General features: G+C 60.5%; 12 protein-coding genes. 5 read left to right on the top strand and 7 right to left on the bottom strand.

Annotated elements, in window-relative coordinates; all coding sequences use genetic code 11:
- Positions 1 to 73: 73 nt before the first annotated feature.
- The 6 genes from prpD to LIS66_RS08835 form a co-directional block, all read right to left on the bottom strand.
- Positions 74 to 1,558: a 2-methylcitrate dehydratase gene (gene prpD, locus LIS66_RS08860; RefSeq protein WP_227974023.1), complete on the bottom strand. Its 1,485-nt coding sequence runs from the start codon at positions 1,556 to 1,558 to the stop codon at positions 74 to 76.
- Between the two features lie 372 nt (positions 1,559 to 1,930).
- Positions 1,931 to 3,121 (bottom strand): 2-methylaconitate cis-trans isomerase PrpF, encoded by a 1,191-nt coding sequence (prpF, locus tag LIS66_RS08855; protein WP_227974022.1) that lies wholly within the window; start codon positions 3,119 to 3,121, stop codon positions 1,931 to 1,933.
- A 53-nt stretch (positions 3,122 to 3,174) separates the two neighbouring features.
- Positions 3,175 to 5,769 carry a Fe/S-dependent 2-methylisocitrate dehydratase AcnD gene (gene acnD, locus LIS66_RS08850; protein WP_227974021.1) on the bottom strand — a complete coding sequence of 865 codons (2,595 nt, stop codon included), beginning with the start codon at positions 5,767 to 5,769 and terminating at the stop codon, positions 3,175 to 3,177.
- A 200-nt stretch (positions 5,770 to 5,969) separates the two neighbouring features.
- Positions 5,970 to 7,097, bottom strand: a complete 1,128-nt coding sequence (gene prpC, locus LIS66_RS08845) for a 2-methylcitrate synthase (RefSeq protein ID WP_083353231.1) — start codon at positions 7,095 to 7,097, stop codon at positions 5,970 to 5,972.
- Between the two features lie 147 nt (positions 7,098 to 7,244).
- Positions 7,245 to 8,135 (bottom strand): methylisocitrate lyase, encoded by an 891-nt coding sequence (prpB, locus tag LIS66_RS08840; protein WP_042608455.1) that lies wholly within the window; start codon positions 8,133 to 8,135, stop codon positions 7,245 to 7,247.
- Positions 8,132 to 8,854: a GntR family transcriptional regulator gene (locus LIS66_RS08835; RefSeq protein WP_172667900.1), complete on the bottom strand. Its 723-nt coding sequence runs from the start codon at positions 8,852 to 8,854 to the stop codon at positions 8,132 to 8,134. The genes prpB and LIS66_RS08835 overlap by 4 nt, the downstream gene beginning before the upstream one ends.
- A 357-nt stretch (positions 8,855 to 9,211) precedes the next feature.
- Between LIS66_RS08835 and LIS66_RS08830 the strand changes: the two genes are divergently transcribed.
- The 4 genes from LIS66_RS08830 (at position 9,212) to pabB (ending at position 13,834) form a co-directional block, all read left to right on the top strand.
- Entirely contained in the window at positions 9,212 to 9,748 is a 537-nt protein-coding gene (locus LIS66_RS08830; RefSeq protein WP_039762988.1) for an ATP-dependent zinc protease, read from the top strand.
- Positions 9,749 to 9,753: 5 nt separating this feature from the next.
- On the top strand, positions 9,754 to 11,289 hold the full coding sequence (locus LIS66_RS08825; RefSeq protein WP_116659146.1) for an inactive transglutaminase family protein: 1,536 nt from the start codon (positions 9,754 to 9,756) through the stop codon (positions 11,287 to 11,289).
- Positions 11,289 to 12,275, top strand: a complete 987-nt coding sequence (locus tag LIS66_RS08820) for an alpha-L-glutamate ligase-like protein (RefSeq protein WP_042608458.1) — start codon at positions 11,289 to 11,291, stop codon at positions 12,273 to 12,275. The genes LIS66_RS08825 and LIS66_RS08820 overlap by 1 nt, the downstream gene beginning before the upstream one ends.
- A 215-nt stretch (positions 12,276 to 12,490) precedes the next feature.
- A complete protein-coding gene (gene pabB / locus LIS66_RS08815) occupies positions 12,491 to 13,834 on the top strand; it encodes an aminodeoxychorismate synthase component I (protein ID WP_227974020.1) in 1,344 nt (447 codons plus the stop codon).
- A gap of 93 nt (positions 13,835 to 13,927) precedes the next feature.
- On the opposite strand, the gene thrH is transcribed toward pabB, so the two are convergent.
- Positions 13,928 to 14,545, bottom strand: coding sequence for a bifunctional phosphoserine phosphatase/homoserine phosphotransferase ThrH (gene thrH / locus LIS66_RS08810; protein WP_064362875.1), 618 nt, complete (start codon positions 14,543 to 14,545; stop codon positions 13,928 to 13,930).
- A 164-nt stretch (positions 14,546 to 14,709) separates the two neighbouring features.
- Between thrH and LIS66_RS08805 the strand changes: the two genes are divergently transcribed.
- Complete coding sequence (locus LIS66_RS08805; RefSeq protein WP_073473953.1) at positions 14,710 to 15,450, top strand: phosphoadenylyl-sulfate reductase; 741 nt, start codon at positions 14,710 to 14,712, stop codon at positions 15,448 to 15,450.
- Positions 15,451 to 15,880: the final 430 nt, after the last annotated feature.

Genomic DNA, 15,880 nt, shown 5'->3' with positions numbered 1-15,880 from the left:
CGCTGCCACAATGGACCTGCATCGTAACGACTGTGGGAGCGAGCCTGCTCGCGAAGAACGATAACGCGGTCTGTCAGAGCACAAACAGGTCGATGAATCGATGCACCGGCGTGGCTTCAAGCCGCGCCTGATCCTCGCACAGCGCAAAAATCTCAGCGCAACGCTGGCCAGCGAAACGCGTGGCGAGGTTGGTCTTGAACTTGTCCTCCAGCAACGGAATGCCTTCGGCGCGACGGCGGCGATGGCCGATCGGGTATTCCACCACCACGTTTTCGGTGCTGCTGCCGTCCTTGAAAAACACCTGCACGGCATTGGCAATCGAGCGTTTGTCGGCTTCGAGGTATTCGCGGGTAAACCGTGGTTCTTCGACGATGACCATTTTCTCGCGCAACACATCAATGATCGGGTGCGCCTTGTGGAAGTCGTCTTCGTAGTGCTCGGCCACCAGATTGCCAAATGCCAGCGGCACGGCGGTCATGTATTGCAGACAATGATCGCGGTCGGCAGCGTTGGCCAGCGGGCCGACCTTGGAAATGATGCGGATCGCCGATTCGTGGGTGGTGATGACGATGCGGTCGATCTCGTGCAGGCGATTGCGCACCTGCGGATGCAAGGTTACCGCCGCCTCGCAGGCGGTCTGCGCATGGAACTCGGCGGGGAAGCTGATCTTGAACAGCACGTTTTCCATCACGTAACTGCCGAACGGCCGGGAAAAGCTGAAAGCGCGTTTGCCCTCAGGCTTCAGCGCCAGATCGTTGTTGGTGTGGCTGAACGATACGTCATAAAAGCCCCACTGCTTCGCGCTCAGCACCCCGGGAATGCCCATCTCACCGCGCATGGCGATGTCGGCCAGCCTTACACCGCGACTCGCCGCATCCCCCGCCGCCCAGGATTTCCGCGAGCCGGCGTTGGGCGCATGCCGATAGGTGCGTAGCGCCTGACCGTCGGCGAAGGCATGGGACAGCGCCGCCAACAGCTGCTCGCGATTGGCTCCCATCAGTCTGGCGCTGACGGCGGTTGAAGCGACTTTCACCAGAATGACGTGATCGAGTCCTACGCGGTTGAAAGAGTTTTCCAGGGCGATCACGCCTTGAATCTCGTGGGCCATGATCATCGCTTCCAGCACATCGCGAAGGGTCAGTGGTGCTTCACCGTTGGCGATGCGTTGCTGCGACAGGTGATCGGCCACGGCGAGGATGGCGCCGAGGTTGTCCGACGGATGGCCCCATTCGGCGGCGAGCCAGGTGTCGTTGTAATCGAGCCAGCGGACGATGCAGCCGATGTCCCACGCGGCTTTGACCGGGTCGAGCCGGTAACTGGTGCCGGGCACTCGCGCACCGAACGGCACGATCGTGCCCTCGACAATGGGTCCAAGATGCTTGGTGCATTCGGGAAAACGCAGAGCCAGCAGACCGCAGCCCAGCGTGTCGATCAGGCAGTTGCGCGCGGTGTTCAGCGCTTCGGCGGATTCGGGCTTGAAGGTGAGGACGTAATCGGCGATGTCCTGCAGGACATGGTCGTAGTCGGGGCGGTTGTTCAGGTCGACGTTGGCGCTCATGGTGGTTCTCCTGTTCGGGGAAATGAGTGGTTGGGTCTTCCTCAAGGGCTTGGCTGGTTTATGGTTGGTGATGTCTGGTTTCTTTGTGTTGTGTCAGAGGGTAGCCCCTCACCCTAGCCCTCTCCCGAGGGAGAGGGGACCGATTGGGGGATGCTGGGGAGGTTCACCGGCCTGAAAGTCCATCGCTGAATCCATAATCGCCAACCTGCGTGGTCGACGAATCACAGTAGATACTTCTTCCTCGCCCCAGATCGCCGATTCCCTGCTGAATCCATAATCGCCTCGGTCTTTCAGGTCGATGTACCACGCAAGACACCTCGGTCGGCCCCCTCTCCCTCTGGGAGAGGGCTGGGGTGAGGGTAAAATGTCGAGTCAGAACGAGTCAGCAGGCACGCGGACGTAACCTTCCATGAGCACCCGGGCACTGCGGCTCATGATGGCCTTCTTCACCACCCACTCGCCGTTTTCCAGCGTCGCCTCAGCGCCCACACGCAGCGTTCCCGACGGATGGCCGAAACGCACGGCAGTGCGTTCAATCCCACCCGCAGCAAGATTGACCAACGTGCCGGAAATCGCCGCCGCTGTGCCGATCGCCACCGCGGCCGTGCCCATCATCGCGTGGTGCAGTTTGCCCATCGACAATGCGCGTACCAGCAGATCCACATCACCCGCGGCAATCGCTTTACCGCTCGACGCCACGTAATCCGCAGGCTTGGCGACAAACGCGACTTTCGGCGTGTGCTGCCGTTTCGCTGCCTCTTCCAGATTGGAAATCAGGCCCATGCGCAACGCACCGTAGGCACGAATCGTCTCGAACATCAGCAGCGCTTTCGGATCGCCGTTGATCGCGCCTTGCAGCTCGGTGCCGGTGTAACCGATGTCTTCGGCGTTGACGAAAATTGTCGGGATCCCGGCATTGATCATGGTCGCCTTGAACGTGCCGACACCCGGCACTTCCAGCTCATCGACGAGATTGCCGGTGGGGAACATCGAGCCACCGCCGCCCTCTTCCTCTGCCGCCGGATCCATGAATTCGACCTGCACTTCGGCCGCCGGAAAGGTCACGCCGTCGAGTTCGAAATCACCGGTTTCCTGCACTTCGCCGTTGGTGATCGGCACGTGGGCGATGATGGTCTTGCCGATGTTGGCCTGCCACACGCGCACCACCGCCACGCCGTTTTGCGGAATGCGGCTGGCGTCGACCAGACCGTTGCTGATGGCGAACGAGCCGACCGCGGCCGAGAGGTTGCCGCAGTTGCCGCTCCAGTCCACGAACGGCTTGTCGATGGACACTTGGCCAAACAGGTAATCGACGTCGTGATCGGCGCGGGTGCTCTTCGACAGGATTACGGTTTTGCTGGTACTGGACGTCGCGCCGCCCATGCCGTCGATCTGCTTGTCGTACGGGTCGGGGCTGCCGATCACCCGCAGCAGCAACGCATCGCGGGCCGGGCCGGGCACCTGCGCGGCTTCGGGCAGAACAGTGAGGCTGAAAAACACGCCTTTGCTGGTGCCGCCGCGCATGTAGGTGGCAGGGATTTTGATCTGTGGTGCGTGAGCCATGATTGCTCCTTTGAAGCGGCCAAGGGACTGAACACATTGGCCGCTGAACCTGTTTAAACGGCTACCGCCGCCCCTTCGAGGAAGTCCTGAGCGAAGCGCTGCAACACGCCGCCCGCCTCGTAGATCGACACTTCTTCAGCGGTATCGAGACGGCAGGTCACCGGCACTTCCACGCGCTCGCCGTTCTTGCGATGAATCACCAGCGTCAGGTCCGCACGCGGTTTGCGCGCACCGATCACGTCGTAGGTTTCGCTGCCATCGATGGCCAGGGTGTGGCGGTTGGTGCCTGGTTTGAATTCCAGCGGCAACACGCCCATGCCCACCAGGTTGGTGCGGTGAATACGCTCGAACCCTTCGGCGGCAATCGCCTCGACACCGGCCAGACGTACGCCCTTCGCCGCCCAGTCGCGGGACGAACCCTGACCGTAATCGGCGCCGGCAATGATGATCAGTGGCTGCTTGCGTTCCATGTAGGTTTCGATGGCTTCCCACATGCGCATCACTTTGCCTTCCGGCTCGACGCGGGCCAGCGAACCCTGCTTGACCTTGCCGTTTTCCACGACCATTTCGTTGAACAGTTTCGGGTTGGCGAACGTCGCACGCTGGGCCGTCAAGTGGTCGCCACGGTGGGTGGCGTAGGAGTTGAAGTCCGCCTCCGGCAAGCCCATTTTCGCCAGGTATTCGCCGGCAGCGCTGTCGAGCATGATCGCGTTGGATGGCGACAGGTGATCGGTGGTGATGTTGTCCGGCAGCACCGCCAGCGGACGCATGCCTTTCAATGGGCGGGCGCCGGCCAGTGCGCCTTCCCAGTACGGCGGACGGCGGATGTAGGTGCTCATCTCGCGCCAGTCGTACAGCGGCGCGACTTTCGGCCCGGTGTCTTCATGCACGGCGAACATCGGGATGTAGACCTGACGGAACTGCTCAGGCTTGACCGACGACTTCACCACCGCATCGATTTCTTCGTCGCTCGGCCAGATGTCCTTGAGGCGAATTTCCCGACCATCGACCACGCCCAGCACATCCTTCTCGATATCGAAACGGATGGTCCCGGCGATCGCGTAAGCAACCACCAGCGGCGGCGAGGCGAGAAACGCCTGTTTGGCGTACGGGTGAATGCGCCCGTCGAAATTGCGGTTGCCGGACAGCACGGCGGTTGCATACAGATCGCGGTCGATGATCTCTTGCTGGATCACCGGATCCAGAGCGCCGGACATGCCGTTGCAAGTGGTGCAGGCAAACGCCACGACGCCGAAACCGAGCTGTTCAAGTTCAGTGGTCAGCCCCGCTTCATCGAGGTACAGCGCCACGGTTTTCGAACCCGGCGCCAGCGAGGATTTGACCCACGGCTTGCGCGTCAGGCCGAGCTTGTTGGCGTTGCGCGCCAAGAGGCCAGCGGCGATGACGTTGCGCGGGTTGCTGGTGTTGGTGCAACTGGTGATGGCGGCGATGATCACCGCGCCGTCAGGCATTTGTCCCGGCACGTCATCCCACTGCCCGGAGATGCCTTTGGCCGCCAGCTCCGAGACCGCAACGCGGGCGTGCGGGTTGCTCGGGCCGGCCATGTTGCGCACTACCGAGGACAAATCGAAGCTCAGACCACGCTCGTATTGCGCGCCTTTCAGACTGTCGGCCCACAGCCCGGTCAATTTGGCGTATTGCTCGACCAGCTGCACTTGCTGATCTTCACGACCGGTCAGTTTCAGGTAATCGATGGTCTGCTGATCGATGTAGAACATCGCCGCCGTGGCGCCGTATTCCGGGGCCATGTTGGAGATGGTCGCGCGGTCGCCGAGGGTCAGCGCCGCCGCGCCTTCGCCGAAGAATTCCAGCCAGGCGCCGACGACTTTCTGCTTGCGCAGGTATTCGGTCAGGGCCAGGACCATGTCGGTGGCGGTGATGCCCGGTTGCAGCTTGCCGGTCAGTTCGACGCCGACACTTTCCGGCAAACGCATCCACGACGCGCGGCCGAGCATGACGCTCTCGGCTTCGAGGCCGCCGACACCGATGGCGATCACACCCAGCGCATCGACGTGCGGGGTGTGGCTGTCAGTACCGACGCACGTGTCGGGGAACGCCACGCCTTCGCGCACCTGAATCACCGGCGACATTTTCTCCAGGTTGATCTGGTGCATGATGCCGTTGCCCGGCGGGATCACATCGACGTTCTTGAAGGCCTTTTTGGTCCAGTTGATGAAGTGGAAACGGTCTTCGTTGCGACGGTCTTCGATGGCGCGGTTCTTCTCGAAGGCCTGGGCATCGAAACCGCCCGCCTCGACGGCCAGCGAGTGGTCGACGATCAGTTGCGTCGGAACCACCGGGTTGACCTGCGCCGGATCACCACCCTGCAGAGCGATGGCGTCACGCAGGCCGGCGAGGTCGACCAGTGCGGTCTGGCCGAGGATGTCATGGCAGACCACCCGCGCCGGAAACCACGGGAAATCGAGATCACGCTTGCGCTCGATCAGTTGCTTGAGCGAAGCGGTCAGCGTGCTCGGGTCGCAGCGCCGCACGAGGTTTTCCGCCAGCACGCGGGAGGTGTACGGCAGGGTGTCATAGCTGCCGGGCGCAATCGCCTCGACCGCCGCGCGGGTGTCGAAGTAATCCAGCGGCGTGCCGGGCAGGTTTTTGCGGAATTCTGTGTTCATCGGGTCAGGACTCGGGTCACGGTGATTTCAAAGGGTGAGCTGACGCCAGACTCAAGATCGCACCGTTCCTTGTAGGAGTGAGCCTGCTCGCGATAGCGGTGGATCAGTCGACATCGATGGTGAATGTCAGTCCGTCATCGCGAGCAGGCTCACTCCTACAGGGATTTGCGGTGGTTTCAAGGATCGGGTCAGCTCACCACTCAGCGACGTTCGATTGGCACGAACTTGCGCTGTTCGACGCCGGTGTACTCGGCGCTTGGACGGATGATGCGGTTGTTGGCACGCTGTTCGAACACGTGCGCAGCCCAGCCGGTCAGGCGCGAGCAGACGAAGATCGGTGTGAACAGCTTGGTCGGGATGCCCATGAAGTGATACGCCGAGGCATGGTAGAAATCGGCATTCGGGAACAGCTTCTTCTGTTCCCACATGGTCTTGTCGATGGCTTCGGAAACCGCAAACAGCACCTTGTCACCGACCTCGTCGGCGAGTTTTTTCGACCAGCCCTTGATCACCTCGTTGCGCGGATCGCTGTCCTTATAGATCGCGTGGCCGAAGCCCATGATCTTGTCTTTGCGCTCGAGCATGCCGAGGGTGCCCTTGATCGCCTCTTCCGGCGACGAGAAGCGCTCGATCATTTCCATCGCCGCTTCGTTGGCGCCGCCGTGCAACGGACCACGCAGCGAACCGATCGCCGCCGTGACGCACGAGTACAGATCCGACAGCGTCGAGGCGCAAACGCGCGCGGTGAACGTCGAGGCGTTGAATTCGTGCTCGGCGTAGAGGATCAGCGACACGTTCATGACTTTGACGTGCAGTTCGCTCGGTTTCCTGTCGTGCAGCAAATGCAGGAAGTGGCCGCCAATGGTCGGCTCGTCGCTGACGCAATCGATGCGTTTGCCGTCGTGGCTGAAGCGATACCAGTAGCACATGATCGCCGGGAACGCGGCGAGCAGACGGTCGGTCTTGTCGCGCTGCTCGGAGAAGTCTTTCTCTGGCTCGATGTTGCCGAGGAACGAGCAACCGGTGCGCATCACATCCATCGGATGCGCGTCGGCGGGGATGCGTTCAAGCACTTCTTTAAGCGCTTGCGGCAGATCGCGCAGCTTGCTCAGCTTGCTTTGGTAGTCGCCCAGTTGCGCTTTGGTCGGCAGCTCGCCGTACAGCAGCAGATAGGCGACTTCTTCAAATTGCGCGTCGGCGGCCAGTTCACGCACGTCGTAGCCGCGGTAGGTCAGCCCGGCACCGGCCTGGCCCACGGTGGACAAAGCGGTTTGCCCGGCAACCTGGCCCCGGAGTCCGGCGCCACTGAGTACTTTTGCTTCGGCCATTGCTATCTCCAATTTTTTGAATTTGTTAGGGAATCTGCAATTACGGTGTTGTTCGCAAAAGATCGCAGCCTTCGGCAGCTCCTACATCGACCGCGTTCCTGTAGGAGCTGTCGAGTGAAACGAGGCTGCGATCTTTTGATCTTTCAATCATTTTTTCGCAGCAAACAACGCATCGAGCTTCTGCTCGAACGTGTGGTAATCGATACGATCGTAGAGCTCCATGCGAGTCTGCATGGTGTCGATGACATTCTGTTGCGTGCCATCGCGGCGGATCGCCGTGTAGACATTTTCCGCTGCCTTGTTCATCGCGCGGAACGCCGACAGCGGGTACAGCACCAGGGAAACGTCGGCGCCGGCCAGTTGCTCGGTGGTGTACAGCGGGGTCGCACCGAACTCGGTGATGTTGGCGAGGATCGGCGCTTTCACGCGGTTGGCGAACAGCTTGTACATGTCCAGCTCGGTGATGGCTTCCGGGAAAATCATGTCAGCGCCGGCCTCGATGCACGCAGCCGCGCGATCGAGCGCCGACTCCAGCCCTTCCACCGCCAGCGCATCGGTACGCGCCATGATCACGAAGCTGTCGTCGGTGCGCGCATCGACTGCCGCCTTGATGCGATCGACCATTTCCTGCTGGCTGACAATTTCTTTATTGGGGCGATGGCCGCAACGCTTGGCGCCGACCTGATCCTCGATGTGAATCGCCGCCGCGCCGAACTTGATCATCGACTTGACCGTTCGAGCCACGTTGAACGCCGATGAACCGAAGCCGGTATCCACGTCCACCAGCAGCGGCAGGTCGCAGACATCGGTGATCCGCCGCACGTCGGTCAGCACGTCATCCAGCCCGGTAATGCCCAGGTCCGGCACGCCAAGAGATCCCGCGGCCACACCGCCACCGGACAGGTAGATCGCCTTGAAACCGGCGCGTTTGGCCAGCAGCGCGTGGTTGGCGTTGATCGCGCCGACCACTTGCAAAGGATGCTCGCTGGCGACCGCATCGCGGAAGCGCTGGCCCGGCGTGTTCAGGTTGGAACTCATGAGTCACCTCGTTCAGTGGCTGTCTGGTTGTGGGCGCCGTCTTCGTAGTGACGGGCGATGTTGCGTTTCGAGGCGCCGATGTGGCGGCGCATCAACAGTTCCGCGAGCTCGCCGTCACGGTCGGCGATGGCATCGAGAATGCGGTGGTGTTCGGCGAAGGCCTGGTGCGGGCGGTTCGGCGTGGTGGAAAACTGGATGCGGTACATGCGCACCAGTTGATACAGCTCGCCGCAGAGCATCTGCGTCAGCGTGCGATTGCCGCTGCCCTGGATGATCCGGTAATGAAAGTCGAAATCGCCTTCCTGCTGGTAATAACCGACGCCGGCCTGGAACGCCGCATCGCGCTCGTGGGTTTCCAGAACCCGGCGCAACTCGTCGATTTCCGCGACGCTCATGCGCTCGGCAGCGAGGCGGCAGGCCATGCCTTCGAGGGATTCGCGGATCTCGTAGAGTTCGATCAATTCGGCATGGCTGAGCGAGACCACCCGCGCCCCCACGTGCGGCACACGCACCAGCAGGCGCTGGCCTTCCAGACGGTGGATTGCCTCACGCAACGGCCCCCGGCTGATGCCATAGGTGCGCGCCAGCTCCGGCTCGGAGATCTTGCTGCCGGGGGCGATTTCGCCTTTGACGATAGCGGCCTGGATGCGCCGGAAAACGTTTTCCGAGAGCGTCTCGGAATCGTCGCCGCTGATGACGGGGGGATCGAGTTGATCCAGCATGATTGTCGACACCTCTAAATCCAATGCGGCAAAAACTAGCCAATATCGCGTGATCAGTCAAAGGATAAATAGGTATTGTCGACAATCGTCTAATAACCTAAAAAGATCGCAGCCTTCGGCAGCTCCTACAGAATGCAGGCCACCCCTTTGTAGGAGCTGCCGAAGGCTGCGATCCTTTGATCTTGCTACACGCTGCCCCAAGCGCTGGCGCCATAAAACCACCGTGCTAGAATGCCGCCCGCATTTGCGGGTCTTTCTACGGCTTGCCATAAAAAGCTGCCAGGCACACGCGGGGGCTTGCGCACGGTTGTGCGGGCACCTGAACCGATAACGGAACGCTGCGCACCAGGATTTATGAGACTCAAGCCTTTCCCCACCTTTTTTGCTCTGTTTTGCCTGCCCGGCCTCGCCGCCGCGGGGGAAAAAACCGTGTACGGCCTCAACGAATACGCTTCGCTTGACGGCATCAATCTCGAAGTCGCGGCCAAGCTCGACACCGGGGCGAAAACCGCCTCGCTGAGCGCCCGTGACATCAAACGCTTCAAACGCAACGGTGAATCCTGGGTACGTTTCTACCTGGCGATCGATGCCGCGCATTCGCACCCCATCGAACGGCCGCTCGCGCGGGTCAGCAAGATCAAGCGCCGCGCCGGCGACTACGACCCGGAAGAAGGCAAGCAGTACACCGCCCGTCCGGTGATCGAGCTGGATATCTGCATGGGCTCGGCATTGCGCAGCATCGAAGTGAACCTCACCGACCGAAGTGCGTTCCAATACCCGCTCTTGATCGGCTCCGAGGCGTTGAAACGCTTCGACGCGCTGGTCGACCCCAGTCTTAAATACGCTGCCGGCAAACCTGCCTGCACCATCGCCGCTCATACCGCCGAGTAATTTCCATGCGTTCTCTAACCTTCCACCTGAAAATCCTGATCGCCGTGCTGGTGCTGCTGGGCGTTTCGGTTACGGCCTATCAGATTTTCGTGCTCGGCATCCCGGTGACCGAAGACGCCACCGACGACCTGTGGAACATCGACGCCAAGGTCGAGTTCGTTGCCAGCACCAAGGATCCGGTGAAAATCCAGATGTTCGTGCCGCCGTTGAGCCGCGATTACGTCAGCCTCAACGAAAGCTTCATTTCCAATAACTACGGAGTCGCGGTAAACCGCGTCGACGGCAACCGCAAGGTGACCTGGTCGGCCCGGCGTGCCAAGGGCAACCAGACCCTGTATTACCGCCTGGTGTTGACCAAGCGCTATACCGCAGAAAAATCCAAGGTCAAAGGCCCGACCTTCCGCGACAGCATGGTCATCGAAGGCCCGGAAAAAATCGCCGCCGAAGCCCTGCTCGCGCCGATCCGCCAACACTCGGCCGACGTCGAAACCTTTATTGGCGAGGCGATCAAGCGGGTCAACAACGTCAACGACGATAATGTGAAGTTGCTGCTGGCCGGCGATCCGTCGACCTCGCACAAAGCCAAAATTGTTGAATTGCTGTTGTCCATTGCCCACGTCCCGGTAGAGAAAGTCCACACCATCCGCCTCGTCGCCGATCAGCCACAAACACCCGAACTGTGGCTGCGCAGCTTCAACGGCAACGACTGGCTGTACTTCAACCCGGAAACCGGCGAGCAAGGCCTGCCGACCGATCGCCTGCTGTGGTGGACCGGTGACGAAAACCTGATCACCGTCGACGGCGGCAAGAAAGCCAACGTGACCTTCAGCCTCAACAACAGCGAGATGAACGCGATCCGTCTGGCCAAGCTGACCGACGAAAACACTGACGCCAACTTCCTCGATTACTCGCTGTACGGCTTGCCCCTGCAGACCCAGCAAACCTTCATGATCATGGTGATGATCCCGATCGGCGTGCTGGTGATCCTGATCCTGCGCAACCTGATCGGCCTGCAGACCCTGGGCACGTTCACCCCGGTGCTGATCGCCCTCGCCTTCCGCGAAACGCAGCTGGGCTTCGGTATTCTGCTGTTCACGGTGATCACCGCGCTGGGCCTGTCGCTGCGCTCGTATCTCGAACATCTGAAGCTGCAAATGCTGCCGCGCCTGTCGGTGGTGCTGACCTTTGTCGTGGTGTTGATCGCGGCGATCAGTCTGTTCAGCCACAAGCTGGGGCTTGAACGCGGCTTGTCGGTGGCGCTGTTCCCGATGGTGATTCTGACCATGACCATCGAACGCCTGTCGATCACCTGGGAAGAACGCGGCGCCAACCATGCACTGAAAGTTGCGATCGGTACGCTGTTCGCCGCCTCCCTGGCGCACCTGATCATGACCGTGCCGGAGCTGGTGTACTTCGTCTTCACGTTCCCGGCGATCCTGCTGATTCTGGTCGGCTTCATGCTGGCGATGGGTCGCTATCGCGGCTACCGCCTGACCGAACTGGTGCGTTTCAAGGCCTTCCTGAAGAAGGCTGACGCCTGATGTTCGGTTTCTGGAAGACCTGGAAGGCCCTCGAGGCGCGCGGCATCATGGGCATCAATCGCAGAAATGCGGATTACGTGCTCAAGTACAACAAGCGCAGCCTGTACCCCATCGTCGATGACAAGATCCTCACCAAGGAACGCGCCATCGCCGCCGGCATTCACGTGCCGGAGCTGTACGGGGTGATCTCCACCGAGAAGGAAATCGACAAGCTCGACGAGATCATTGGCGGGCGCAGCGACTTCGTGATCAAACCGGCCCAGGGTGCAGGCGGCGACGGCATCATCGTCATCGCCGACCGTTTCGAAGGTCGCTACCGCACGGTGTCGGGCAAGATCCTCGCCCACGAAGAGCTGGAGCACCACATCTCGAGCATCCTCACCGGCCTGTACTCGCTGGGCGGTCACCGCGACCGCGCGCTGATCGAATACCGCGTGACCCCGGACCAGATCTTCAAAAGCATCAGCTACGAAGGCGTGCCGGACATCCGCATCATCGTGCTGATGGGTTACCCGGTGATGGCGATGTTGCGTCTGCCGACCCGCCAGTCTGGCGGCAAGGCCAACCTGCACCAGGGCGCCATCGGCGTTGGTGTGGATCTGGCGACCGGCCTTACGCTGCGTGGCACCTGGTTGAACAACATCATCACCAAACACCCCGACACCACCAACGCGGTGGACGGCGTGCAACTGCCCTACTGGGATGGTTTCATGAAACTCGCCGCCGGCTGCTATGAGCTGTGCGGACTGGGTTACATCGGCGTGGACATGGTGCTCGATCAGGAAAAAGGCCCGCTGATTCTCGAACTGAATGCGCGGCCGGGGCTGAATATCCAGATTGCCAACGATTGCGGACTGACTTTGCGCACCCATGCGGTGGAAGCGCGACTGGAAGAGCTGAAGGCGCGTGGCGTGACGGAATCGGCTGAGGAGCGGGTGGCGTTTACTCAGGAGATGTTTGGGCATATTCCTGCCGTCGAGGGCTGACCCAGAATCGGGTCGCGGCCTTCGCGAGCAGGCTCGCTCCCACATTGGAATGCATTCCACCCTGTGGGAGCGAGCCTGCTCGCGAAGTCGGACTTCCTGCCAACACTAGCCTCAACCCTGCCGCCAATCTGCCAATACCCGACGTCCCCTCTAGGAGCAATTCCCGCAGAGGACTACAATCCCCACCCCGCCTCAACGGCCGATCTGCCCCACCCATGTTGACCTGTTCCGTACATCCGCTGCCCTACCGCGCCAATCCCGCCAACTATTTCGCGGCCATCCGCAACGCCCCCGGCGCCGTGCTGCTCGACAGCGGCCGGCCGAGCGCCGAACGCGGGCGTTATGACTTGCTCAGCGCCTGGCCGCTGGAACAACTGGCGGTATTGCCGGACGAAAGCGGTGCGCACTTCCTCCAGCGCCTGCGCGACAACCTCAGCCGCTTGGGTGAGGCACAATTGCCTGCCGGGTACGAATTGCCGTTCGCCGGCGGACTGATCGGTTATTTGAGCTACGACTTCGGCAGGCATCTGGAAAACCTGCCAAGCGAGGCGCTGGATGACCTGCAGTTACCCGATGCGCGTTTCGGCTTGTATGAATGGGCGCTGGTCAGCGATCACCAGGCGCAAACCAGCCAATTGGTCTTTCATCCATCGCTTGCTGACAGTGAACGGCAACGACTGGTGATTCTGTTCACCCGGCCCACAGCTGAGACGTTGACCCCGTTCAAACTCAACCAGCCAATGACGGCCGATCTCTCGGCTGACAATTACCGCCAGGCATTCGAGCGTATTCAGAATTACATCCAGGCTGGCGACTGCTATCAGGTCAATTTCGCGCAACGCTTCCGCGCGGAATGCCAGGGCGATCCTTGGCTGGCTTATTGCGCATTACGCCAAGCCTGCCCGACGCCGTTCTCCGGTTTCCAGAGCCTGCCCGACGCTGGCGCGGTGCTTAGCCTGTCACCAGAGCGCTTCGTCAGAGTCAGCCAGCGCCAGGTCGAAACCCGTCCGATCAAAGGCACCCGCCCCCGCGGCCAGACCCCAGCCGAAGACGCCGCCAACGCCGCCGAACTGTTGGCCAGCCCTAAGGATCGCGCGGAAAACCTGATGATCGTCGACCTGCTGCGCAACGACCTCGGGCGCACCTGCCGCATCGGCTCGGTGCGCGTGCCGGAGCTGTTCAGTCTGGAGAGCTATCCGAATGTACATCACCTGGTCAGCAGCGTGACCGGTGAACTGGCGGCAGAGCGTGATGCGCTGGATCTGATCGCCGGCAGCTTCCCCGGCGGGTCGATCACCGGCGCACCAAAGATTCGGGCGATGCAGATTATCGACGAGCTGGAGCCGACCCGGCGCGGTTTGTATTGCGGATCGTTGCTGTACCTGGACGTGCGCGGTGAGATGGACAGTTCCATCGCCATTCGCAGTCTGCTGGTCAAGGATGGACAGGTGTGCTGCTGGGGCGGCGGCGGGATTGTCGCCGACTCGGACTGGCAGGCGGAGTATCAGGAGTCGATGACCAAAGTGCGGATCCTGCTCGATACCCTGCAAAACCTCTGAATGACACAACCCCTGTAGGAGCTGCCGAAGGCTGTGATCTTTTGATCTTTAAAAGCAGAGATCGCAGCCTTCGGCAGCTCCTACAGGGATTGGTTACAAGTTCAGGTCGCGGTTTGAAGCCTTGAGAAATTCCTGCTTCAGCTCTTCAAACGTATGCACCGCCGGGAACTGCGGGAACTCGCGAATCACGTTGTCCGGCGCGTGAAACAGAATCCCTGCATCCGCCTCGCCCAACATCGTCGTGTCGTTGTACGAATCGCCCGCCGCAATCACCCGGTAATACAGGCTCTTGAACGCCAGCACCGACTGACGCTTGGGATCTTTCTGACGCAACTGATAGCTGGTCACCCGCCCGGTTTCGTCAGTGATCAAGCGATGGCAAAGCAGAGTCGGGAAGCCCAGCTGGCGCATCAGCGGCTGCGAGAACTCATAAAAAGTGTCCGAGAGAATCACCACCTGGAAACGTTCGCGCAACCAATTGACGAACTCCACCGCGCCGTCCAGCGGTTTCAGCGTGGCGATCACTTCCTGAATGTCCGAGAGCTTCAAGCCGTGCTCATCGAGGATGCGCAGTCGTTGCTTCATCAATACGTCGTAATCGGGAATGTCCCGGGTGGTGGCCTTGAGGGAGTCGATCCCGGTTTTTTCGGCGAAGGCGATCCAGATTTCCGGTACCAGTACCCCTTCAAGATCCAGGCAAGCAATTTCCACAGGACACTCCCGTTTGTAGTGATTATTGGGTCGAGCGAGGCCGAACTCTAGCCTTAGAACATAAGGCGCGCAACGCAGAGGACGCCCCGGGCGCGGCAGCTTTTTGTTACCATCGGCCCCGTATAGAGCGCCCGAGCGCCACTGACCTGTAGGAAGCCGCCCTGATGAGCCCAACGTTCGACGTCGTGGAACTCGCCACGACCTATGCCAACAAATCCGCGCAGGACATCCTCAAACTCGCCTTTGCCGAGTTCGGCGATGACTTGTGGATATCTTTCAGCGGCGCCGAGGACGTGGTGCTGGTGGACATGGCGTGGAAGCTGAACAAGAACGTCAAAGTGTTCAGCCTCGACACCGGTCGCCTGCATCCGGAGACCTACCGCTTCATTGAGCAGGTGCGCGAGCATTACCAGATCGACATCGAAATCGTCTCGCCGGACTACACGAAACTCGAACCGTTCGTGAAGGAAAAAGGCCTGTTCAGTTTCTACAAGGACGGCCATGGCGAATGCTGCGGCATCCGCAAGATCGAGCCGCTGCGGCGCAAGCTGTCCGACGTCAAGGCCTGGGCCACCGGCCAGCGCCGCGATCAGAGCCCGGGCACTCGCAGCGCTGTGGCGGTACTGGAAATCGACACGGCATTCTCGACACCGGAACGCACCCTGTACAAGTTCAACCCGCTGGCGCAGATGACCAGCGAAGAGATCTGGGGTTACATCCGCATGCTCGAACTGCCTTACAACAGCTTGCACGAGCGCGGTTTCATCAGCATCGGCTGCGAACCCTGCACCCGCCCGGTGCTGCCGAACCAGCACGAGCGCGAAGGCCGCTGGTGGTGGGAAGAAGCCACGCAGAAAGAATGCGGGCTGCATGCGGGGAATATCATCAGCAAGAGCAAGGTTTGATCCCCTGCTGAATGAAGTCCCCTTGTAGGAGTGAGCCTGCTCGCGATAGCGGTATATCAGTCGAAGAATTTATTGGCTGACACACCGCTATCGCGAGCAGGCTCACTCCTACCGTTATCTGATGCGACTCGAAAAAATGTGTACACAGAAATGTCACCATCGGTGCCATTTATGTGTGCACTTTCAGTTTTCACGCCCTGAAAAGTTACATTCCCCAACAGAATCCCCTCTGCCTGCCTTTCTGCAAAATCCCTCCCCTGAAAAAAATACCTGTCCAGTCGATCAATTTATATCGTCGTTTTTTCAGCGACTTATGACCCATCGATAACTATTCGAAATGAGCCGCGCTACCGCTAGATCTGCATCTGGCACAAATCTGGCTTTATCGCATACATGTTTTGTATACAAAACTGCAGAACATGCACACTTT

It is taken from the genome of Pseudomonas sp. HN2, assembly GCF_020736465.1.
GTDB lineage: Bacteria > Pseudomonadota > Gammaproteobacteria > Pseudomonadales > Pseudomonadaceae > Aquipseudomonas > Aquipseudomonas moraviensis_A.
This window is presented reverse-complemented; position numbering and strand designations above follow the sequence as displayed.

Coding starts and splice junctions, on each gene's coding strand:
- prpD (WP_227974023.1), bottom strand. CDS start 1,558: ATGAGCGCCAACGTCGACCTGAACAACCGCCCCGACTACGACCATGTC.
- prpF (WP_227974022.1), bottom strand. CDS start 3,121: ATGGCTCACGCACCACAGATCAAAATCCCTGCCACCTACATGCGCGGC.
- acnD (WP_227974021.1), bottom strand. CDS start 5,769: ATGAACACAGAATTCCGCAAAAACCTGCCCGGCACGCCGCTGGATTAC.
- prpC (WP_083353231.1), bottom strand. CDS start 7,097: ATGGCCGAAGCAAAAGTACTCAGTGGCGCCGGACTCCGGGGCCAGGTT.
- prpB (WP_042608455.1), bottom strand. CDS start 8,135: ATGAGTTCCAACCTGAACACGCCGGGCCAGCGCTTCCGCGATGCGGTC.
- LIS66_RS08830 (WP_039762988.1), top strand. CDS start 9,212: ATGAGACTCAAGCCTTTCCCCACCTTTTTTGCTCTGTTTTGCCTGCCC.
- LIS66_RS08825 (WP_116659146.1), top strand. CDS start 9,754: ATGCGTTCTCTAACCTTCCACCTGAAAATCCTGATCGCCGTGCTGGTG.
- LIS66_RS08820 (WP_042608458.1), top strand. CDS start 11,289: ATGTTCGGTTTCTGGAAGACCTGGAAGGCCCTCGAGGCGCGCGGCATC.
- pabB (WP_227974020.1), top strand. CDS start 12,491: ATGTTGACCTGTTCCGTACATCCGCTGCCCTACCGCGCCAATCCCGCC.
- LIS66_RS08805 (WP_073473953.1), top strand. CDS start 14,710: ATGAGCCCAACGTTCGACGTCGTGGAACTCGCCACGACCTATGCCAAC.